The sequence below is a fragment of the bacterium genome (assembly GCA_036504735.1).
Lineage (GTDB): Bacteria > Electryoneota > RPQS01 > RPQS01 > RPQS01 > DASXUQ01.
This window is the reverse complement of record DASXUQ010000010.1, coordinates 475931-496704: the sequence shown is the minus strand read 5'-3', so window position 1 is coordinate 496704 and position 20774 is coordinate 475931. Positions and strand designations below refer to the sequence as shown.

The 20774-nt window shown below is 59.6% G+C and carries 17 protein-coding genes; all 17 read right to left on the bottom strand.

Annotated elements, in window-relative coordinates; all coding sequences use genetic code 11:
* Positions 1 to 179: 179 nt before the first annotated feature.
* The 17 genes from elbB to rpsD all read right to left on the bottom strand — a co-directional run bounded on the left by elbB (position 180) and on the right by rpsD (position 20755).
* Positions 180 to 845, bottom strand: coding sequence for an isoprenoid biosynthesis glyoxalase ElbB (gene elbB, locus VGL38_11445; protein ID HEY3296040.1), 666 nt, complete (start codon positions 843 to 845; stop codon positions 180 to 182).
* 148 nt (positions 846 to 993) lie between these two features.
* The gene (gene mdh / locus VGL38_11440) at positions 994 to 1914 is read right to left on the bottom strand and encodes a malate dehydrogenase (GenBank protein ID HEY3296039.1); all 921 of its coding nucleotides are present in this window, start codon (positions 1912 to 1914) and stop codon (positions 994 to 996) included.
* A 189-nt stretch (positions 1915 to 2103) separates the two neighbouring features.
* Positions 2104 to 2373, bottom strand: a complete 270-nt coding sequence (gene rpmA / locus VGL38_11435) for a 50S ribosomal protein L27 (protein HEY3296038.1) — start codon at positions 2371 to 2373, stop codon at positions 2104 to 2106.
* A gap of 13 nt (positions 2374 to 2386) precedes the next feature.
* The gene (gene rplU / locus VGL38_11430) at positions 2387 to 2698 is read right to left on the bottom strand and encodes a 50S ribosomal protein L21 (protein HEY3296037.1); all 312 of its coding nucleotides are present in this window, start codon (positions 2696 to 2698) and stop codon (positions 2387 to 2389) included.
* A 377-nt stretch (positions 2699 to 3075) separates the two neighbouring features.
* Positions 3076 to 4617 carry an Rne/Rng family ribonuclease gene (locus VGL38_11425; protein ID HEY3296036.1) on the bottom strand — a complete coding sequence of 514 codons (1542 nt, stop codon included), beginning with the start codon at positions 4615 to 4617 and terminating at the stop codon, positions 3076 to 3078.
* 132 nt (positions 4618 to 4749) lie between these two features.
* Complete coding sequence (locus tag VGL38_11420; protein ID HEY3296035.1) at positions 4750 to 6489, bottom strand: BamA/TamA family outer membrane protein; 1740 nt, start codon at positions 6487 to 6489, stop codon at positions 4750 to 4752.
* Complete coding sequence (locus VGL38_11415) at positions 6489 to 9935, bottom strand: hypothetical protein (protein ID HEY3296034.1); 3447 nt, start codon at positions 9933 to 9935, stop codon at positions 6489 to 6491. The genes VGL38_11420 and VGL38_11415 overlap by 1 nt, the downstream gene beginning before the upstream one ends.
* Positions 9936 to 10820, bottom strand: coding sequence for an NHL repeat-containing protein (locus VGL38_11410; protein HEY3296033.1), 885 nt, complete (start codon positions 10818 to 10820; stop codon positions 9936 to 9938). It lies immediately after the preceding gene.
* Positions 10817 to 12313, bottom strand: a complete 1497-nt coding sequence (glgA, locus tag VGL38_11405; protein HEY3296032.1) for a glycogen synthase GlgA — start codon at positions 12311 to 12313, stop codon at positions 10817 to 10819. The genes VGL38_11410 and glgA overlap by 4 nt, the downstream gene beginning before the upstream one ends.
* The gene (locus tag VGL38_11400; GenBank protein HEY3296031.1) at positions 12306 to 13739 is read right to left on the bottom strand and encodes a GGDEF domain-containing protein; all 1434 of its coding nucleotides are present in this window, start codon (positions 13737 to 13739) and stop codon (positions 12306 to 12308) included. The genes glgA and VGL38_11400 overlap by 8 nt, the downstream gene beginning before the upstream one ends.
* Positions 13714 to 14550, bottom strand: coding sequence for a DUF72 domain-containing protein (locus VGL38_11395; protein ID HEY3296030.1), 837 nt, complete (start codon positions 14548 to 14550; stop codon positions 13714 to 13716). The genes VGL38_11400 and VGL38_11395 overlap by 26 nt, the downstream gene beginning before the upstream one ends.
* Positions 14531 to 15790, bottom strand: a complete 1260-nt coding sequence (gene hutI, locus VGL38_11390) for an imidazolonepropionase (protein ID HEY3296029.1) — start codon at positions 15788 to 15790, stop codon at positions 14531 to 14533. The genes VGL38_11395 and hutI overlap by 20 nt, the downstream gene beginning before the upstream one ends.
* Before the next feature lie 5 nt (positions 15791 to 15795).
* Positions 15796 to 16581 (bottom strand): enoyl-CoA hydratase-related protein, encoded by a 786-nt coding sequence (locus VGL38_11385; GenBank protein ID HEY3296028.1) that lies wholly within the window; start codon positions 16579 to 16581, stop codon positions 15796 to 15798.
* 23 nt (positions 16582 to 16604) lie between these two features.
* The gene (gene hutU, locus VGL38_11380; protein ID HEY3296027.1) at positions 16605 to 18263 is read right to left on the bottom strand and encodes a urocanate hydratase; all 1659 of its coding nucleotides are present in this window, start codon (positions 18261 to 18263) and stop codon (positions 16605 to 16607) included.
* A gap of 239 nt (positions 18264 to 18502) precedes the next feature.
* The gene (gene rplQ, locus VGL38_11375; GenBank protein HEY3296026.1) at positions 18503 to 19117 is read right to left on the bottom strand and encodes a 50S ribosomal protein L17; all 615 of its coding nucleotides are present in this window, start codon (positions 19115 to 19117) and stop codon (positions 18503 to 18505) included.
* A complete protein-coding gene (locus tag VGL38_11370) occupies positions 19114 to 20106 on the bottom strand; it encodes a DNA-directed RNA polymerase subunit alpha (GenBank protein ID HEY3296025.1) in 993 nt (330 codons plus the stop codon). The genes rplQ and VGL38_11370 overlap by 4 nt, the downstream gene beginning before the upstream one ends.
* A gap of 19 nt (positions 20107 to 20125) precedes the next feature.
* Positions 20126 to 20755 carry a 30S ribosomal protein S4 gene (gene rpsD / locus VGL38_11365; GenBank protein HEY3296024.1) on the bottom strand — a complete coding sequence of 210 codons (630 nt, stop codon included), beginning with the start codon at positions 20753 to 20755 and terminating at the stop codon, positions 20126 to 20128.
* Positions 20756 to 20774: the final 19 nt, after the last annotated feature.

Here is a 20774-nt window from a genome sequence, read left to right as displayed (position 1 = left end):
TGTAAAACAGAAGAGAAACAGGGACGGAACGCAAATGGTTCAGTCCCTGTGTCAGAGAAATGCAACGTGGCGTGGAAGTCTGTCAACGCGTTAGCGGCAGATTTCGCGGGCAAGTGCACCAGTTGGAGTGTCACCAATTGGAGCCTTTAAGATAAGAAAACTTCGTGCCACTTGCAATTTCACACGCTCATGAGCGAGATGACCTCGCTCACGAGTTTATCGATTCCTTGCGCGACGTCGGCAATGCGCGCGTCGTACATGTACGCGGGCGTACTCACGATTCTATTCTCGCGATCTACAACCACTTCCGTTACCGGACACATGACATGTTTCGCGCCGAATTTCTCGACGCTCGCGGATGCCGGTGAAGGCGCGCCGACCGTAAGTTTAACGGACAGTTCCTTGCCTTTGAAGGCTCTCGCAAAAACGAGAGGCGAGATGCAAAGAAGACCGACAGGTTTCTTTGCTGCGATAACTTTCCATAGGAAGGATTCTATAGCCGGGTCAATTGTACATTCATCACCTTTGACCGCCCAATCGCAATAGTTTTTTGCAGCGCCGAAACCGCCGGGAAAAATTACGGCATCAAGTTTTTCAACCCAACTGCCGTCAAGCGGCTTTATGTTGCCGCGCGCGATGCGCGCCGATTCCACGAGCACATTGCGCGTCTCATTCATCGCACCATCCGTCACATGGTTGACAACATGATATTGCGGAATATCCGGCGCGAGACACTGGTACGAAATTCCGGCGCGGTCGAGTGCAAGGAGGGTAAGCACGGACTCGTGAACTTCCGCGCCATCTAAAAAGCCGCAACCGGCGAGAACGACACCAACAGTTTTCATAAGGAAATCTAAAAGTCTGAAATTCTCAAAATTTGAATGAACATATTCCCGACGCTTCGGCTCGCATGCGGCTGAGAGTGCAGCCCCCTATCCCCCAACCCCTTTCCCCATGAAATGGAGAAAGGGGCGGAGGAAAGAGCGGTGGATCTTACAGTTTGGTCTCGGCGACGGTGGCGCGAACCTTGTCGGCGGACGCTTTGAACATGCCCATTTCGTCGTTGGTCAGCGGCATTTCGAGAATCTTCTCGACGCCGTTTTTGCCGAGGACGCAGGGAACGCCCATGTACAAATCTTTCATGCCATATTCACCTTGCAGCCATGCGGCGCAAGGCAGAACGCGCTTCTTGTCGAGAATGATGCTCTCCACCATCTGCACGGTGCCGGCGGCCGGAGCATACCAGGCGCTGGTGCCCATCAGCTTGACAAGTTCCGCGCCGCCATTTTGCGTGCGGGTAACGATGGCGTCAATCTTTTCCTTGGACATAAGGCTGGTGAGGGGCACGCCGCCAATGGTGGTCTTGCCGGCGAGCGGAACCATCGTATCGCCGTGGCCGCCGAGCACGAGGGCGTCGATGTCACGGACGGAGACGTTCAGTTCCATGGCGATAAATGCGCGGAAACGGGCGGTGTCGAGAATACCGGCCATGCCCATCACCTTGTTGGACTTGAAGCCGGAAATCTTCAACGCGCCGTAGCACATCGCGTCGAGAGGATTGGAGACGACGATCATGACGGCGTTCGGCGACACCTTGGAGGCTTTGCCGACGGCGTCTTTGACGATTTCGATATTGACGGCGAGCAGATCTTCGCGGGACATGCCGGGCTTGCGGGGCTTGCCGGCGGTCATCACGATGATATCGGAATTGGCGGTTTCGCCGTAACCGTTGGTACCGATTACGCGCGAATCATATCCTTCCACCGGGGCGGACTGGTACATATCCAGCGCCTTGCCCTGCGGAATGCCTTCCACCACATCAACAAGCACGATTTCGTTGGCGATGCCCTTTTGGGCGAGCGCGTAAGCAACAGATGCGCCGACATTACCAGCGCCGATGACGGTGACTTTCATGGGATCATTTCCAGTTTAGGGTTGGGTTCAGACCGGGCCGCCGCCTTCCTTTTGCAAGCGGTTGATCTGCCAAAGTTGAATCCTTGTAGGGGGAGAAAAAAACAAGCGCGGCCACCAAAGGGGGACCGCGCAGAGATAGCGGAGCGAAGTTCGCAGAGCCACGGCGGCACCGGGCAGCAAAACCGGGATTTAAGCCTCGACGGGAGCGGGCTCGATGTGAACGAGTTTGCGGGTACCGGCGTTTTTGGTCTCAAACTTGACCTTGCCGGAAATGAGGGCAAACAACGTGTGATCGCGGCCCATGCCGATGTGCAGTCCGGGATGGATGCGAGTGCCGCGCTGGCGAACGATGATCTCGCCTGCGAGTACGGTCTGCCCGGCAAAGCGCTTGACACCCAGCATTTTCGGCTGGCTGTCACGCCCGTTGCGGGAAGAACCTTGTCCTTTTTTATGCGCCATTAGATGACCTCAATCAGGCTTCGATGGAATCGATGTGAACCGTAGTGAACTGCTGGCGGTGTCCCTGCCTCTTGTGCGAGTCCGTGCGTTTCTTCTTCTTGTAAACGATAATCTTCTTGGTTCGGCCATGGGAGATTACCGTGGCGAGCACCTTGGCCCCTACATAGGGCGTTCCGACACGGACATCCTTGCCATCGGAGAGTAAGAGCACCTTGTCGAAGGCCAGCTTGTCGCCTTCCTTGGCGGAGAGGATGAAATCCAAGCGGAGAGTTTCGCCGGGCTGGGCCTTGACCTGCCGGCCAACGATACTAAAGACAGCGTACATGGGGTTCACAACTGGTTTGTTTAAAAGCTTAGGAAGATACGGAATCCAAGTTAAAATGTCAAGACAAACTTTGTCACGGCACGAACTTCAGGATTCCGATCTCCCTCCGGCGTCTGACGTAAAGCGATGATAAGTATGACGATATGCCGCAGGGCTATGGATCAGAGTGCTTGTCCTCCCAACCTCCAATCCCCTCGTGCGTCGCTCGAAAGGCGGCTGACGGCGAATTCGGGCGGTCTGAAAGGCAAAACGCTTGTGCCGCAAGGCAAAAGGGCACCGACACCCGGGACATCTCTCCCCTGCTGCCGGGCGGAAGGCCACGTTCGGATACCAGCGACAGGCTTCGGGGATTTGGGCGACGTGAGGGGATCTGAGACTCAGCCGCGGTAGTCTTCGGTGACTTCCTTCTTCTGTTTCCAACTGAAGCACTTGAACTCTTCCAGCTTGAGGCCGGCATCCGGTTCGAGCTTGATGTAGGTGAAGGAGTCCCACATGATCTGCCGCAGATGAGAGCGCATGCCTTTGGTGATGAAATCTACGATCTCGGGATTGGCGCGGATCGTCAGCCCCATCTCGCCCGTGCGCGCCCGGAAGCGGCGCACCCACGACTGAAGCTGCGTCACCACCGTTTCTTTGACCACCACCATGCCCGTGCCGCCACAGGTGGGGCAGGGCTCATTAAAGGTGTAGAGCAGCGAACTCTTGGTGCGCTGGCGCGTCATTTCCATGATGCCGAACTGGCTGATGGGCGCGATGTCCCACTTGGCGCGGTCATCCTTGAGCGCGACCTTCATGGCTTCATAAATCTTCTTGCGGCTGCGCTCTTCGGTCTGATCGATGAAGTCGAGGATGATGATGCCGCCCAGATCGCGCAGGCGAAGCTGGCGGGCAATCTCCTGCACCGCTTTCAAATTGACCTTGAGGCTGTTCTCTTCCTGATTCTCGCGTCCCATGAAGCGGCCGGAGTTGACGTCAATCGCCACGACCGCTTCGGTCTGCTCAATAATCAGGTAACTGCCGCCGCCGAACCACACTTTACGCGCAATGCCCTTCTCGATTTCCGACTCGATCTTGTAGGCATCGAAGATCGGATCTTCCTGCATGCTGTGCAGCAGGACGCGATCCAGCAGCGTGGGCGCCACACTGCGCACATAGGCGCGGATCTCGCGGTAGAGTTTGGGATCGTCCACCACCACGCGGTCGATGTCCGGACCGAAGAGGTCGCGGATGACGCTGGAGGTCAGCGTTGCTTCCTTGTGGACGCGGGACGGCGCACCGCCCTTTTCGATCTGCTTCTCGATCATGGTCCACAGCCGAAGCAGGGCGCGCAAGTCGCGGCGCACTTCGTCGTCGGACTTGCCTTCTCCCACGGTGCGGCAGATGAGGCCGAAGCCTTCGGGCTTGAGCTGCTTCAGAATGCTGCGAAGCCGTTTGCGTTCCCGGGGATCGGGAATGCGCTTGGACACACCGATCAGGTTGTCGCCCGGCAGCAGTACAAGGAACCGGCCAGGAAGGGAGATCTGCGAACTTAAGCGCGGTCCCTTGGTGCCCAGCGGTTCTTTGATAATCTGCACCAGGATTTCCTGGCCGGCTTTCAATTCAGGACGGGGCTTATAGGCGCGCTTGTAACCGGGTTTCTTTTCCGGCAGCGTCACCTCATCCATTTCCACACCTTCGGCCATGTCCACGGCGGACTGGAACAGATCGGAGAAATGAATGAAACCGTCCACATCCCAACCAATGTTTGTGAAGGCGGCCTGCATACCGGGCATTACCCGGCGCACAATCCCCTTATAGATGTCGCCGACGTGGCGTTCATGCTCCGGACGCTCCACAAACAGGTTGACCAGCACACCGTCTTCGAGGAGCGCAATGCGGGCCTCCGTGACGGTGGAGTTGATAATGAGTTCTCTTTTCACGCGTACAATTGCTTTGTTATAATATCAAAGGGCAAGGCCGCACGGCTCTGCCGCGCGCGTCCCGAAGGACCGGCGGAAGGCACATGGTCTTGCGTTAACTCAAAGCGCATCTCCGCTGCATAGCGGTGATGCTCAAAACGAACTGAGCAGGGAGATATGCAACTTCCCACTCAAAAGCTTATCGCCCTGTCCGATGCCGTAATCGAATCCCCAGACTCCGAGATCGGTCTCCAGCCGGAGTCCGATACCCGAGCCCGCACGGACGAGGGTAGTGGTCTGCGCCACCGAATTTACATGTTGCTGGCGGTAGGCACTGCCCACGTCGCAAAAAAGGAAGACGCGCGACGCAGGACCCAGCCAATAGCGCAATTCCGCCGAAGTCCATCCCACACGCGAGCCAAGAAACTGTTCCTCGCGATAGCCGCGCAGCGTGCGGGCGCCGCCAAGGCGGTAAAGATCGGGCAGCAGCACTTCAGGCTCGGTCGTGCCCAGCGCCTTGGCGTGCAGGCTGACATCCGCAATCCAGAAGGGAAAGACCTCGCGGGCGACTTCGGCGTCGATGCCGCCGCGCGTCTGCTGGAATGATCCGGCAGGTTCGTTGGACGACGCGACGCGTTCGCGGTGGCGCCAGCCCGTCCCTGCCTGAGTGGAGAAGAACACGCCACCACGCGGATTGGTGGGATGGTCTCGCGTGTCGAACGACACTCCGGATTCCAGGAAAGTCGTGTTGCTGTTGGGTAAACCGTAGAGGGCCGACGACAGCGAGTCGGCAAATACGGATTCCTGATGGATCGCGCCCCACACCGACAGATTGCCCGGCAGCTCCAGTTCGAGTTGCGCGCCAAGTTTGCGCGTCACATAGAGCGTATCCTGAATCCGCTGCCCGAAATCCAGCCGCAGCGCGAGGGGCTGGTTGAAGATCCACGGCTCGCGGTAGGCGACATCCACAGCCTGTACGCGGCGATCCGGCTGCTCCCAATGCACGCGTGCACGCCGGCCACCACCGAACAGATTGAGGAACTCCACATTGACCAGGCCGGTGAGCAGCCCCTTCTGCCCTTTCGATTGCGGCAGGTAACCGGCCACCGCATCCAGCCGCGTCGACCGCGCTTCCTCAATCGGGAAACGCACTCCGGTTTGACCGGCCTCATTAACGGCGATTTCACCCGGTCCCGCGCGCTTCACAAAATCCAGACGCACCAGGCGCCGCCGCGCCGATTCTACTTTGCGTTGATCATACGGCTCGCTGCGGCGCAGACGGGTTTCACGCCGCAAGAATGCGTCGCGCGTCTGCCGGTTGCCGGGGAACGACACGAACTCGATCTGCGTCAATGGCCCCGCTGTAACCGACAGCCATACGTCCACCGAAGTTTCAGCCGAATCCGTCTCCAGTTTGGCGACGTCCACTTTGGCGAAGGGATAGCCGGAATTCTCAAAGAACGTCAACAGCAGATCGGTGTCGAATTGCAGATCGCTCCAGTGAAACACCGATCCCGGCGTACACAGGATCTTGCCTCTGACGGACGGCGAAACCTTCAGGCTGTCTCCCATCCAGCGCAGAGACGAAATGCGCGCCAGCGGCCCTTCATGCAGATACACGTGCAATTCTCGCCGTCCGCGCCGGCCATCGACCCAGTGAGAACTGTCCACGCGGGCAAAGAGGAAATCGCGCGCGATGAGCGAGTCCGCCAGGCCGTTGACACGGCTCGCGATGGTATCCGCACCGGCGGAGGTTGGATCGGAAACATCAAGCAATTGCTGCAGTTCCCCGCCCGAGAACTTGCGGTTCCCGTGGAAGACGAACTTACCCGCGGCCGTGGCGTTCAGGGCCATGCCAAGGAGAAGCAGCGCTATGAAAAGAACGTACCGCATCAGAACGACGCCCGCACTTCAAGGCGGCCCGTATGGAAGATCTGCTCTCCCGCGTCGCGGCGCGCCGTGTAGTTCACCGATCCCGAGAAATTCTGGCCGAACTGGTAAGTCCCCCGCAGATCCCACCGCAGGTTCTCGCCGCGGTTGGCACCCCGGCCCAGTTCAAAGGGGATCGCCGTCTTATTGGATGACGCGTGCACCCACGAGAATTCCGCATCCAGACGGCCCTTGCCCAGCAGCGTCAGCGCGGCGTGGGGCTTGAGTTCCTTCACGCTCATCTGCGTGGATGTGCGCTCGTCCTGCGCTTCGCTGAAGCGCAGGTCCGCGCCCGTTTCCCACTTGTCCGACAGCGTGACCGTATTGATCTGGGAGAGATCGAAGCGGGTGATATCGCGATTCGGGAAGATTCCCGAACCATAGTGGAACGTCTCGCGCGAGACCGTGGTTTCGGTCTCGCCGCGCCACATGGCAAAATATTTCGCGCGAACGCGGGCGCTGCCTTCCCGCAGCGTGTGCCCCTGTCCGCCGTTCAAATATTGATTCTGCAGCGACTGCGTTTCGTGATAGCGCATGCGCAGCGCAAACTTCTGGCTGAGCCGCCAGACGTTGAGATCCTGGCGGAAGGACAGGTCGCCGGAGAGCGTCGAATCGCCGCGGTATTGAGACTGATCGAGCAGCAACAGCCTTGCGCTCAGGTTGCGCCGCGTCTTCTCTTCGATTACCACCTCGGTTTCGGTGGACAGCGCGTGCAGCCAGGGCGACGTCTGATTCGGAAGAAGCTCATCGGGGCGCACGGAAATCAGCGTGTTCAGATTGAGTTCCGTCGCCGGCTGAAAATCGCCGGTGAAACGCGGCACCAGCAGATAATTTCCCTGATCGTCGGGGATGTAGTGGCCATTCTCGAACCGGTAGTTGCCCGTGCCGGGCGGCACCTGCACCGCAATCAAAACCTGATTCTGGCTGCGCGTTTTGGCCACTTCATAGGTCGCGTTGGCCTCGATCAGGCGGTTATTCGACGCGATCAGGGTTTCGAGCCGGCCCACATCCGTTGAGATGTTGGACGAGTCCAGCGTGGCATAGGATTTTTCGCGGTGCACGTAACGCAGTGAAGTCCGTCCGCCGTCTGCCGGTGTCCAAGCGGTTTCGGTGGAGACAGTGTAGGCATGAGCCGATTTGCGAAACACTCCGTCGCTGCCGAGCAGATCGTCGCTGCGGTCGCGGTATTCGCCATCCATACTCAGATCATGCGGCAGCGAAATTCCCATGCCGCTGAAGTATTCCAGATAGCGGAAACCGGCGTGGGTCGTGCCGATTCGGTCTTTTTTATTTTCCCGGTCGGCGCCGAAGCGCGGCGCAAACCTCGCCAGAAATCCCTTGCCCAAAATTCCGTTCAGCCGGCCACTCTGGCGGATCCAGTTGCCGCGGCGCTGAGTCAGCGAATCGTCGCTTTGGAGAGACAGATGATTTGCCGCGAGATTCCATTGCCATAGGCTGGCCGACATCCCCAGCGTGCGGCGCTGTGAAGAAAAGGCCTGCGCGCGGCTGAGATCTCCATAGCCGCCGAACAGGGACAAATTCTGAACCGGATTAACCCGCGCATTGCCCTCGCGAATAGTCTCGGCGACTCCATTATTCACACCGACGTCCCAGTCCCGTTGGAATTCGACTTCGGAGACCCGGCTGAGTTCGACAAAGCGCTGATCGCGATGCCGGATCTGAACGTCCGCCCCAACGCTGTACGGCTTGACGAACCAGAGTTGCGGCTCTTTGCGGTCCAACCGCGCCCCTGCGGTGTAGGCCGTGCCGTTGTTGTTCTTGTCGCCGAGAGACGAATAGGTATTCAGGTCGCGGCTGCTCATGGCCACTTCGCCCGTAAGAGTCAGTCCGGTGACAGGCGAACCGTTTACACGCACATCGGCCACGGAATGCTGTTGCGGGAGCGGCAGCCTCCGGAAGGGACGGTAGCGCCCGCGAGTCGGCCCGACCCAGCGAAAATAGGTGTGGCCCAAGGTGTCCGCCGCGGCGTCGTACTCACCATTGCCCAAACCGAAATCGTCAAAGAGCACGTGCCACAATGGATGCAGCGAGTCATGCGGCGCGTAGACAAAAATCGCATAGTGCAGCGTGTCGAGCGTGGTGTCCGCCTGCACATATTCGCGCGGCGCGCTGGTGGTGTCGCCGGCAAAGGCAATGGCCGAATCCGGATTGTTGCCGACGGCGGCAAGACGCGCGCGGTCCGCATCATTCAGCACGAACCCCACCGGGCGCGTGCGGTCATCGGATTCATTGATGAAGGTCACCGTGCCGCCCAGACGACCATCAGCGGTGGCACCTTCAATCCGACCCGCGCTGTAGAAGCGCTGATAGTCTTCCTTGGCGTACTCGAAGTCCACCACGATGCGCGAATCGGAGGTGATAACGCGGCGCGGGGTGAAGGTTACTTCGCCGGACGAGTAATCAATGGTGTAATCGTTGTCTTCGCCGCGCCGCAGCAACTGCCCGTCCAGCCAGACCTTCTCGGTCCCGGCCAGCACCACCATGCCGATCTCATTGTTCTTGCCGTGCAGCGGATAGGGACCCTGGTTGGCTTCCTGCCCGTTGAACGTGTTGGTGAAGAACTGGCCCCGGCTGACCGCGCCACCGCCCATCGCTTTGATGCCGCCGTAGTTGGCCTCGCCGAACACTCCGGTGAGTTTGCGCGTGTAGCCGTCATACTGGCCGCCGGGCAGATCCAACGTGTAGTCGCCGAGCGTGGTGGAAAGATGCGGACTGCGCACCGAGACGAAAATTTTTTCCAGCTCGTTCAGCGTCTCGGTGGTGCCCTCGGGCTGGATGGGCGTGGACTGATCTGTTAACGCCGCCACCACGTCCACATTTCTGCCGACACGTCCCTGCACCTGCAAATTCAGCGCGGATTCAAGCTGCAAGTCCTGTCCCGTTCCCACCTGCACGCTGCGAATCAGCGATCCGGATTTGACCAGGCGGCTCCACCCTTCCAGCGCGGCACTCTGCGGTGCGAACGCGGGCACCATGCGCGACGTATCTCCCGCAGCATGCGCCGTGGTTTCGCGTCCGATTTCCCTTAAGCTGTGGCGCACGTACGAGCGGTAAAGCGGAATCGGTTCGTAAACATACGCCACACGCAGCGTATCGCTGGGTCCCAGCGGACGGTAGATCCAGATCCGGTTACCCGGTTCGGCGATGCGCCAATCGGCGAACTCGGAGATAGGCGTTCCATTACGCGACACATGCACGGAGTCCAGCACCACCCACGTTACGGGCAGGGTGAACAGCGTGTCGCGCGGCGCGGTTGCGGTGAAGGTCACAGACCCCGACCGCAGCGGAAGCGCTGCCGCAACCAGCGGCACCCACATCAGAAGAAGAATAGCAAGCGGCCTGGATGCACGCCGCCCATTGCGGACGTTAAACCGTCGCGTCGTGGGCATTCACTCCCGCAGCAGATTGACCCGATATACGGCGGCGGTGCCACCGTCCAACACGTAGAGAACATGGTCCGGCACCATGGCCAGACCGGCAATATGAGTGACTCCCGCCGCCGAAAGCTCGGCCAGCGAGAACAAAGTATCCGACGGCGCCGCCTGCAAGCACTGGCGAAAGATCCCCGCGGGCGTGGCATACAGCAGGCAGGAATCCGCCGGCGCGAGACGCAGGTCTTCGGGCGCGGCGCCGAGCCTCAGAGGCGCGGCAGGATTCAGCAGACCGTCCGCATGCCGGATTTCGTTGCTGCCCCGCTCCCACCAGAACAGGCCATGCGCGGAAACGCAGGCGATGCTGGCGACATTCGTCACAAATTGCGAACCGCCTCCGCTGCCTATTTCGGCCTGCGCGCTGAAGAGCGGATCGTAACGCACGAGGCGGCCGGCATCGCGATCGTAGATATACAGATCACTCTGCGGTGACATGGCCATAGCTTCCGGTTGGTGCGGAGTATCATCATTCGGCAGCGTGATCGTGAACGTGCCCTGGTACTCCAGCGACCGGGTGAAGCGCTCGATGCGACGGTTGCCGTAATCAAGAACCCACACCGCATTGCCACGGTCGGCGATGATCGCCCGCGCCCAGCGGAACTGGCCGTGGGCATTGCCGAGGCCGCCCGTCTCCGCCACAAGGCGGCCCGTCGTATCGACGGCAACCACGCGGTGATGTCCGGTATCGGCGATGTAAATCAGCCCTTCGGGCGAAACCGAGACGCAGCGCGGATCGCGCAACTGGACCGTTGCCGAGGGCAGAATCTTCGTCCACCTGGCAGCGGTTTGAGCAAAGAGCGCACAAGGCACCCAGAGCAGCAGCGCTACGAGCAGACGTCTCATAGGATCACCCGCGGCTTGGCCTTGAGGGTCTTTGCATAGAGGTCCATGTACCGTTTGGCGGATCGTTTCCAGGAAAAGTCCTGCGCCATGGCGTTGGTCTGCAGGGCGCGCCAGAGCGTTGCGTCGGCACGGGCCGCCGTTGCGCGTTTGACCGTTTGCAGCAGCGCTTCGGGAGTGTAGTCGCTGAAGCTGAACCCCGTGCCCTTTGAAGCACCTGCGCCGGCATCGATCACCGTGTCGGCCAGGCCGCCCGTAGCCCGAACGATGGGCAGCGTGCCATACCGCATGCTCATCATCTGATTCAGGCCGCAGGGTTCGAATTTGGACGGCATCAGGAACATGTCCGCGCCCGCTTCGATCTGATGCGAGAAGTCCTCATCATATCCGATGTGCACCGCGAGCCGGTCCGGAAAAACATGCGCGGCTTCGCGGAACAGATGCTCGAAATAGGGATCGCCACTCCCCAGCAGCACGAGTTGCGCGGGCAGACTGAGAATCTCGCGCAGCACCGGCGCAATGATTTCAAAACCCTTTTGAGCCACGATGCGCGTGACCATTCCGATCAGCGGCACCGCCGGATCATAGGCCAATCCGATACGGGCACACAGCGCGCGTTTGTTCTGTTCCTTCTTTTCGAGCGACGAGGCGTCGTAGCGTTCGGCAAGAGCGGGGTCCGTGGCGGGATTCCAGACATCGTAATCGATGCCGTTCAGAATGCCCGACAGTTCCCCCCGCGCCCGCAGGATCGAGTCGAAACCAAAACTGTAATCGCCGGTGGTTTCGATTTCACGCGCATAGGTCGGAGACACCGTATTGAGCGCGTCGCCGAATTCCAGTCCTGCTTTGAGAAAACTCAGATAGCCGTAGAATTCCACCGGACCGCCCGGGAAGAAATAGCGCTGGGCTTCTCCCGCCCGGCGAGCCGCGTCGCCGCCAAACATGCCATGATAGGCAATATTGTGAATGGTGAACACGGAGCGCAGTGGCGTCAATTCGCCCGCGACGCGCGCCGAATGCAGATACAGCGGAACCAGCCCTGTTTGCCAATCGTTGCAATGCACAATATCCGGAGTCCATTCGCCGAGGCGACACGCCTCCATTGCGGCGCGGCAGAGAACGATGAAGCGGTAATCGTTATCGATATAGTCGCGATTCGTAAAGGGATCCACATACAGGCCGGGGCGGTCAAACAGCGGGTCACACTCCACAAAGAGAAACTGAAGCCCCGGCTGCGAATCGGCAGCGTGGGAGAGCGCGACCTTGACCGAATGCCCGTGCAGGTCCACGGAAAATCCGGCCCCCGTGCCGTCAAGCCGGATGCCGTACTTCTCGCGGCTGATGAACCCGTAGCGCGGCGTTATCACGCGCACGTCACACCCCTGTGCGGCGAGCGCCTTAGGCAGGGCGGCACTGATATCCGCCAGCCCGCCGGTCTTGCTGAACGGCGTCACCTCGGACGTAACGAACAGTACCTTCAACGGCGGCTTACTCATCACGCTCCGCGACGGAAAGACGCACGCGGTTGCGGCCATGGCGCTTTACCCAGTACAGGCCGCGATCGGCGCGCGCGATGAGTTCCTCCGGCCCGTTTGCGCCGGTGTTATCGGTCACGCCGCAGGAAATGGTAATCGAACCGATGGCTTCGCCATCTTCGGAAATGAACCGTTGAGCTTCCACCGCCTTGCGAATCTTCTCCGCCACCACCATGCCGCCGCCGGCATCCACTTCCGGCAGAATCAGCGCGAACTCCTCGCCGCCATAGCGCGCGACAAAATCGATGTCCCGCACGGCGGCCTTAATCGTGCGCGCGGTCTCTGACAGCACACGGTCTCCCGCGAGGTGGCCGTGGGTATCGTTGTAACTCTTGAAATTGTCGATGTCGACCATAATCACCGCCATCATCTTTCCATAGCGCAGCGCGCGCTGGTACTCGGTGCGCAACTGGTCGCGGAAGAAACGGTGATTGAAGAGATTGGTCAAGCCATCGACCGTCGCCATACGCTGCATCAGCAGATGGGTGCGGCTGCGGTCCAGTAAATGGGATAGCTCGTGCCTTACCACTTCCACCGCTTCGGTTTCACCCGGAAGCGGCGACAGCCGCCGCGTGTAGAACAGCATGAGCATGCCAATCGACTTGGCGCCGCAAATCAGCGGGAGCAGGAAAGACGACGCCAGCGGCGGCGTCTGCTCATCCGAATTCACCAGCACGTCCGGCGCCGCTAAAATATCCTCGATGAACATGCTGCGCTCGCGGCGGTACAGTAATCGCTGGAGCCGCGGTGTCAAGGCGGGAATAACGTCGGTCAGATCGTCGCGCGCATCCACCCACACCCACTCCGGTGTTTTGCCCGGCCAGAAATCCCCGGGCGACTCCATACGGATGGCGAGCAGGTCAGGGGCCAGCATTTCATGAACCGTGTGACTGAGCGTCATGAACAGCGGTTCCGCCTCGAGATCGAGCTGGTTGAGCGTCTGCATCGAGCGAAGGACTGTAGCCTCGAGGCTGAGCCACGCGGCCCGCTCCTCATTGCGCAGAATCACCGCCAGCGGAGCGCCGAACTCTGCGGGCACTCCATCGGCATCCAGAACCACCGGCAATTCGTCCTCGGACGCAGCGGTCCACTTCCGGTACTCGCGGATGGCCTCGGCGGAATCGGTGAAAGCCACGGAGAACGGTTCGGGGTCAATGTGAAAGGGTGACGGCGCAAGGCCCGAGGGCTCGGCAATACACAGCACCCGCTGCGCATCATCGATCTGGACAAACGATCCGGTGTCATTCGCGTAGGGAGGCTGCCGGACGGAGAACCCCAGCGCCCGCGCCGTATCGATCAACCTGTCCAGTTCCATAGACGGCAGCCGAAAGCGTTCCCAGAGGTCGGCGTTGGCCGATTGGCTAATGTGCTGAAAGAGTGAAGCCATCAGACGGCTCTTGATCTCCTCCGGTTTCCAGCAAAGCGGCATAGTAGTTTTTCAACCACAACGCGTTGCGTGGAGCCTTTCCCACGTAGCAATTGTTGAACAACACGTAGCCGCGCCTGGCGGGCGCCTCCGCAGCAAGAATCTCCCGGCCGATTTCCGTCAGTTCTTCCGTGGAGTATTCATAGTCATAGCGGTCGCCGGCTTCGCGATTGTACCACGCCGCGGCGTTCCGTCCATGCAGACGCACATAAAGAATATCCGACGTCGCCACAAACCGGCGTGGCATCAGATCAGGCAGCGGCGGCTCGTCGGGAGAGACCCAGGTCAAGTCAAGCTCCCTGATCTGCTGAAGAGCTTCGTCACCGGCCCAACTACGGTGGCGGAATTCCACGCACAGACGGATGCCTTTACAGAGATCGCGCAAACTCTTCAGGTAATCCACACTCTCCGGCACATACCGGAAGTTGCCGGGAAATTGGGCCAGCAGGCCGAGCAGTTTGCCGTCACTTTGCAGCGGATCGAGAGCAATCAGCAGATTACGCAGCGACGTTTCCGGATTCTCGCGTTTGTGAGTCACATCCGCATGGACTTTGGCAAACAGCCGAAACTGCGGCGGAGTTTTCCGGGCAATCGCCTCATACACGGATGTGGGAGCGATGCGATAATACGTGCTGTTGAGTTCGCCGATGGGAAAGCGAGCGGCATAGTATTCGAGCCACTTGGTTTGCGGCACGCGCAGTGGGTAGAATGTACCCGCCCAATCGTCGAACTTCCAGCCGGACGTGCCGATGTCAATAGTGCCGGGTTGCATCGCAGTTTTCCCACACGAGGTCGCCGCTCATCAGGACGGCAGCCGCGCGCATGTCTCCGAAGTGATAGGATAAGGATTCCAGATCCGGAATGTTCCAGAGACTTACGTCGCCGTGACGTCCCACTTCCAGCGAACCGACATCATGATCCGCATCCAGCACCCGCGCCGCATCCAGCGTCACCGACCAGAGCAATTCTTCAGGGGTCATCTTGCAGTAGACCGCCGCGGCCGTGAGGCAGAAGGGCAGCGACTCGGTCATCGACGAACCGGGATTCATATCCGACGCGACAGCAACACGCATCCGGTGTGCGATCATAGTCCTGACGGAGGGATACGGCAAATTTCCGAGGAAGAATACGCTGGCAGGCAACGCAACCGCCACCACACCCGCCGCCGCCATGGCGTCCATTTCCGCATCGTTCAGATACTCGAGATGATGCGCGCTGCGCGCGCCAATCTCAGCCGCCAGCAACGCTCCGCCGGAATGGCCGAACTGATTGGCATGCACCATGCAGCCGAGACCATGTTCCCTGGCCGCCAGCAGAAAGCGCCGCGACTCTTCCACCGTAAAAGCGCCGGTCTCGCAGAAGACATCCACCCATGCGGCGAGTTTCCCCGCCGCCACGGCCGGAATCATCCGCGTCACGACCTCATCGCAGAACTCCGCGCGGCGGTTGGCATAGGAGGAAGGCAGGGCATGAATCAGAAAGGTGCGGTGCATTCGCTGGGGGATGCGCCGCTTGATTTCCGTCAGCGCATCCAGCAGTTTGAGTTCGCCTGTCCAGTCGAGACCATAGCCGGACTTGGCTTCGATGGTGGTGACGCCGCAAGCAAGAGACCGGTGAAAGCGCGGCAACGACTCTGCGACGATCTGCTCCACGGGAGCAGCCTGCACCTTGCGCGCGGACGCTTGAATGCCGCCGCCCGCCGCCGCAATTTCCAGATAGGTTTTGCCCGCATTGCGCAGATGGAATTCGGCGGCGCGATTACCGACAAATACCGGGTGGGTGTGGCAATCGATCAGGCCGGGCAGGGCAAGGCAACCCTTGGCATCATAATGGGGAATTCCCTGCGGCACGCGGCGCAAAACATCCGCCTCGGGGCCTGCATCAGCAATGCGGCCATCTTGAATGAGGATGGCCGCGCCCTGGATCTTCACGACGCTGCGGAGTGTCTCGTCACGGTCAGCAAACCGCGGAGATGCCAGCAGTCCTATGTTGCGGATCAGCACATCTGCCATGCGTCTCAGCGTCCCATGAATTCGGGTTTGCGCTTTTCCTGAAAGGCCGAAGTGCCTTCCTTCATATCCTGTGTGCCGCAGCAAATGGAAAAGAGATTCTCTTCCACCTGCAGCGCCTGATCGAGTCCCACCTGCAAGCCCTCATCCACCGCTTCAAGAATCGCTGACGATGCGAGACGAGCCTTGGATGCAAGATCAGCGGCCAGTTTGCGGGCTGTGGGGAGCAACTCTGCCGGCGGGACAACGGCGTTGACAAGACCCCATTGGAGAGCTTCCGCTGCGGTAATCATCCGCCCGGTCAGCAGCAGATCCAGCGCCCGTCCGCGACCCACAAGGCGCGGCAGACGCTGCGTGCCGCCATAGCCGGGAATGATGCCGAGATTGATTTCCGGCTGGCCGAACTTCGCGTTTTCGGACGCGATGCGCAGATGGCAGGCCATGGCCAATTCGCAGCCGCCGCCCAAGGCAAAGCCGTTGACCGCGGCGATGACGGGCACGCGCAGTTTTTCAATCATCGAATAGATGCGCAGTCCACGTGCGGCAAAAGCTTTTCCTGCAATCAGATCCAGTTCATGAATCTCCGGAATATCCGCACCGGCGACAAAGCTCTTCTCCCCCGCTCCGGTAATGATCACCGCGCGCACCTCATCCGGCCGTTTCTCCAGATCGGAGATGACCGTTTCCAGTTCCATCATCGTCGCAATGTTGAGGGCATTCAGAGCGCGCGGACGATTCACCGTAACGACGGCAACGGGGCCGTCCTGTTCGAGCAGAAGGTTTTCAAGAGTCATGAAGAGGTTCCGCTGAGTGTCTATCAGAAATTCAGACCGGGTATTTTGACGTTATGTTTGACGGCGGTTTCGGTGGCGGTTTCGTAGCCGGCATCATGGTGGCGGAAGAGGCCCATTGCGGGATCGTTGGTCAGCACGCGCTGCAAACGGATTGCGGCAGCTTCGGTGCCGTCGGCGACGATGACTTGCCCGGCGTGCAGTGAAGCGCCGATGCCCACACCGCCGCCGTGATGGAAGCTCACCCACGATGCGCCGGATGCCGTATTCACCAAGGCGTTCAAAATCGGCCAGTCGGCAATGGCATCGCTGCCGTCTTTCATGGCTTCGGTTTCGCGATAGGGCGACGCGACCGAACCGGTGTCGAGATGATCGCGGCCAATCACGATGGGCGCGGAAACCTTCTTCGTACGCACCAGTTCGTTAATCGCCAGTCCCATCCGGGCACGGTCCCCCTGGCCGAACCAGCAGATGCGCGAGGGCAGCCCCTGAAAGGGAATCTTCGGCGTGGCATCCTTGATCCAGCGATGCAGGCCGGCGTCATTCGGGAACAGCCGCAGGATCTCCGCGTCGATGGTGTAAATATCTTTGGGATCTCCCGACAGCGCCGCCCAACGGAAGGGACCTTTGCCCTCACAGAATAACGGACGGATGTAGGCAGGCACAAAACCCGGGTAGGCAAAGGCGTCGGCATAACCGGCCTTGAAGGCCTGGCCGCGCAGGTTGTTGCCGTAATCGAACGTAATGGCGCCGCACTTCTGGAAGTCCACCATTGCCTGCGTGTGAATGACCATCGAGCGTACGCTGCGGCGGATGTACTCCTGCGGATCACTCTTGCGCAGATTCAGCGCTTCGGCAAAGGAGATGCCGTTGGGCACATAGCCGTTGAGTTCGTCATGCGCAGATGTCTGATCGGTGACCACATCGGGAATCACGTTGCGGCGCAGCAGCTCGGGCAGCACGTCGGCGCAATTGCCCAGCAGACCGATGGAGAGCGGTTCACCCTTTTGGGTATACTCGGCGACCCAAGCCAGCGCTTCATCGAGGCTTTCGGTGCCGCGGTCGCAGTAACCGATCTCCACGCGGCGCTTGATGCGCGTCGGATCCACATCCACACACAGCGCCACGCCGTTGTTGAGCGTCACGGATAAGGGCTGCGCGCCACCCATGCCGCCAAGGCCGCCTGTAAGCACCCACTTGCCTTTCAGGGAGCCATCGTAATGTTTTCGGGCAAGGGAAGCGAAGGTCTCGTACGTGCCCTGCAGAATGCCCTGCGTGCCGATGTAGATCCAGGAGCCTGCGGTCATCTGACCGTACATGATCAGGCCCTTGGCTTCCAGTTCATGGAAGTACGGCCAGTTGGCCCACTGCGGTACCAGATTGGAATTGGCAATCAGCACACGCGGGGCATCGACGTGGGTTTTCACCACGCCCACAGGCTTGCCGGACTGCACCAGCAGCGTTTCGTCGTTTTCGAGCTTCTTCAGGGCATCAAGGATGGCAAACAGCGCGTCGCGGTTGCGCGCGGCCTTGCCTGCGCCGCCGTAGACGATAAGCTGTTCGCGGTCTTCGGCGACATCGGGATCGAGATTATTGAGCAGCATCCGCAGGGCGGCTTCCTGAAGCCAGCCCTTGCAGGAGAGTGTAGAACCGTGAGGTGTGCGGGGGATGTCTCGGGTAGTCATAGCGCGTGTCTGAGTTGCGTTTCGGTCAAATTCCTGAGTTCCGCTCTCCATCATAGCACAAGATACTGTTATTTATTATATAACAAAAGCAAAAAGGCGGGCACGGCAAAGCGTTCCAGAATCGGGCGGAACCTGATATTTTTCAAATATACGCATGGCAGACGGGAAAAGCAACGGCACCGGAAGAAATGAAAAAGCCACACCCTTTCGGATGTGGCTCTATGTCAATCAAATCGAGCTTACTTTTCGCCGGTCTTGCGCGTGCGCGTAGACTTGGGAGCGGCTTTGGTGCCTTCGGCCTTGGATGCCTTCTTGGACGCGGCCTTCTTCGGCGCGGGAGACGCTTTGGCCTTGGCTTTGGGCTTCGGCTTGGCTTCGCCCTCTTCGGCCTTCTTCGTCTTGGCCTTGGTGCTGCGCTGCGACTTCGGCTTGGCCTTCTCTTCGTCGGCTTCCTTCTTGCGGGAGTGCTTGGCTTCCGCGGCGGCGATAATCGCGCCCTCATAGCCCACCAGTTCGATGATCGCGAGCGGAGCGGCGTCACCGGCGCGGCGGTCGAGCTTGATGATGCGGCAGTAGCCGCCGTTGCGCTCGGCGTAGGTCGGAGCGATCTCATCGAACAGACTCTTCACCACCGACTTCCGGGTCAGAAACTCGAGGACGTGACGGCGCGCGGCGAGGTGATTCTTCTTGGCGATGGTCACGAGCTTCTCGGCAAAGGGACGGAGTTCCTTGGCCTTGGCGAGCGTCGTGCGGATGCGCTTGTGCTGGAAGAGTTCCTGTGCCAGGTTCTCCATAAGCGCCTTGCGATGGCTGGCGCTGCGATTGAGCTGCCGCCCTTTATTCAGATGTCTCATTTCTTCTCGTAGTCGGGGTTGAGATACTTGTCCACATCCATCCCGAAATGCAGCCCCTTGGTCTTGAGGATCTCATTGAGTTCGACCAGCGACTTGCGTCCGAAGTTTTTGAACTTGAGCATTTCCGGCTCTTCGCGGCGCACAAGGTCCGCGATGGTGCGGATGCGGGCTTCCTTCAGACAGTTGGCACTGCGCACGGACAGTTCCAGATCCTCAACCGGCTTGCGCAGCAGCTTGCGGATATGGAGCGTCTCTTCGTCAATGTCCTCTTCCTCTTCCTTCTCGGGCTTGATGTCAAAGTTGATGAATAGCTGGATATGATCGCGGAGGGTGCGGGCGGCGAAGGTCAGGGCGTCATCCGGAGTAATCGAACCGTCGCTCCAGATTTCGAGGGTCAGCTTTTCGTAATCGATGCGCTGCCCGACGCGGGTGTTCTCGATCGTATACGTCACGTTGCGGATCGGCGAGAAGATCGAATCCAGCGGGATCGTGCCGATGGGCGCGTCCGTGGGGCGGTTCTCTTCGGCGGGCACATAGCCGCGGCCTTTGCGGATCTGCAGTTCCATCTTCACTTCGGCGTCGCGGTTAAGGTTCGCGATGTGAAGGTCGGGATTCAGGACTTCGAACTCGTTGTTGCCGATCTGGATGTCGCGCGCGGTGAATTCCTTCGGTCCCCGCATATGAAGCACGACCTTGTCGGGCTTCTTGTTCAGCAGCTTGAAGCGCACCTGCTTCAAGTTCAGAACCATTTCGGTCACGTCTTCATTGACGCCGGGAATCGTGGAAAACTCGTGCAGTACGCCATCCACCTTGATCGAGACAATGGCGGCGCCTTGCAGGGAGGACAGGAGTACACGACGCAGGCTGTTACCGATGGTAACGCCATAGCCGCGCTCGAGGGGTTGTACGATGAACTTGCCATACGTGTCGGTATGGGTCGATTCATCAATCTCCACCGCCTCGGGCATCTGGAAATTCAAACCGTTCATGTATCTCCTCGCAGAATGATTAACGGGAGTAAAGCTCGACGACAAGCTGCTCGTTGGCTTCGAAAGGAATCTCCGCGCGATTGGGAACGGCGGTGTACTGTCCTTCCATCTTGGCCTTATCGAGCTGAAGATTGGGCATCATCTTCGCATCGCGGGCTTTCTGCATCGCTTCGTGAATCACCGCGAGTTTTTTCGAGCGCTCACGCACCCGGATCCGGTCATTAGGCCGGAGCACAAACGACGGAATGTTCACAATGCGGTCGTTGACGAGGAAATGGCGGTGACGCACGAGCTGGCGTGCCTGCCGCCGGGAACTGGCGAAACCGATCCGATAGACGACGTTGTCCAGACGGCTTTCCAGCATGGCCAGCAGGTTTTCGCCGGTCACGCCTTTCTGACGCTGCGCTTCACCGAAGAAGCGGTGGAACTGCCGTTCGAGCATGCCGTAAGTCTCGCGGATTTTCTGCTTCTCACGGAGCTGGATCCCGTACTGCGAAATCTTGCCGCGACGGGTGCGACCGTGCATGCCGGGAGCATAGCCCTTCTTATCGAAGGTGCACTTCGGTCCCAGACACTTGTCGCCCTTGAGGAAGAGCTTCTTCCCTTCACGGCGGCAGATGCGGCAGACGGGTTGGTGATTAAGAGCCATAGACCCCTATTAGGAAATC

Coding starts and splice junctions, on each gene's coding strand:
- elbB (HEY3296040.1), bottom strand. CDS start 845: ATGAAAACTGTTGGTGTCGTTCTCGCCGGTTGCGGCTTTTTAGATGGC.
- mdh (HEY3296039.1), bottom strand. CDS start 1,914: ATGAAAGTCACCGTCATCGGCGCTGGTAATGTCGGCGCATCTGTTGCT.
- rpmA (HEY3296038.1), bottom strand. CDS start 2,373: ATGGCGCATAAAAAAGGACAAGGTTCTTCCCGCAACGGGCGTGACAGC.
- rplU (HEY3296037.1), bottom strand. CDS start 2,698: ATGTACGCTGTCTTTAGTATCGTTGGCCGGCAGGTCAAGGCCCAGCCC.
- VGL38_11420 (HEY3296035.1), bottom strand. CDS start 6,489: ATGCGGTACGTTCTTTTCATAGCGCTGCTTCTCCTTGGCATGGCCCTG.
- VGL38_11415 (HEY3296034.1), bottom strand. CDS start 9,935: ATGCCCACGACGCGACGGTTTAACGTCCGCAATGGGCGGCGTGCATCC.
- VGL38_11410 (HEY3296033.1), bottom strand. CDS start 10,820: ATGAGACGTCTGCTCGTAGCGCTGCTGCTCTGGGTGCCTTGTGCGCTC.
- glgA (HEY3296032.1), bottom strand. CDS start 12,313: ATGAGTAAGCCGCCGTTGAAGGTACTGTTCGTTACGTCCGAGGTGACG.
- VGL38_11400 (HEY3296031.1), bottom strand. CDS start 13,739: ATGGCTTCACTCTTTCAGCACATTAGCCAATCGGCCAACGCCGACCTC.
- VGL38_11395 (HEY3296030.1), bottom strand. CDS start 14,550: ATGCAACCCGGCACTATTGACATCGGCACGTCCGGCTGGAAGTTCGAC.
- hutI (HEY3296029.1), bottom strand. CDS start 15,790: ATGGCAGATGTGCTGATCCGCAACATAGGACTGCTGGCATCTCCGCGG.
- VGL38_11385 (HEY3296028.1), bottom strand. CDS start 16,581: ATGACTCTTGAAAACCTTCTGCTCGAACAGGACGGCCCCGTTGCCGTC.
- hutU (HEY3296027.1), bottom strand. CDS start 18,263: ATGACTACCCGAGACATCCCCCGCACACCTCACGGTTCTACACTCTCC.
- rplQ (HEY3296026.1), bottom strand. CDS start 19,117: ATGAGACATCTGAATAAAGGGCGGCAGCTCAATCGCAGCGCCAGCCAT.
- VGL38_11370 (HEY3296025.1), bottom strand. CDS start 20,106: ATGAACGGTTTGAATTTCCAGATGCCCGAGGCGGTGGAGATTGATGAA.
- rpsD (HEY3296024.1), bottom strand. CDS start 20,755: ATGGCTCTTAATCACCAACCCGTCTGCCGCATCTGCCGCCGTGAAGGG.